Here is a 428-nt window from a genome sequence, read left to right as displayed (position 1 = left end):
GAGGATATCCGAGGGTCGTTCTTTAGAGCTGGTCCTTCTGTTAATGCAGTTGCATAACTACAACCATAGGCTTTCTGATAACTTTTAGTAGCATTGAACGACTTACTATAATACAAACAAAAAAGCCTTTGTTTATCATTGAGTTCGGAGTTTTTAAGAACGCTCTCCACTTCTTTGACGATAGGCTTTATATTCTTAGATTCTGTATTCAATTTTGTATGCACACTTTCTTTATTTGTATGCACACCTTTTCTACTCCAATTATACCTCTGTTTCCAACTCTTAACCGTATTAATGCTTACATTGTACTTCTCTGCTATGTCCTTATACTTCATTCCTAGCATGTAATCATTCTCTGCTAGTTCGTAATCTGGACCTCTTATTTCTGTCATACCACCACCCCATTGCTAACATTCGTTTGTTTTCAA

At 36.2% G+C, this 428-nt stretch carries 1 protein-coding gene; it reads right to left on the bottom strand.

Annotation, left to right across the window (positions count from 1 at the left end; all coding sequences use genetic code 11):
* Nucleotides 1-392 (bottom strand): terminase small subunit (locus RCF13_RS05200; RefSeq protein ID WP_308140917.1); only part of this gene is annotated, 392 nt, incomplete at its 3' end.
* Between the last annotated feature and the right edge of the window lie 36 nt (nucleotides 393-428).

Source organism: Stenotrophomonas maltophilia group sp. RNC7 (assembly GCF_030910085.1).
GTDB classification, from domain to species: domain Bacteria; phylum Pseudomonadota; class Gammaproteobacteria; order Xanthomonadales; family Xanthomonadaceae; genus Stenotrophomonas; species Stenotrophomonas sepilia.
Note: the sequence above shows the minus strand (reverse complement) of the source record. Positions and strands in the feature narration are given on the sequence as shown.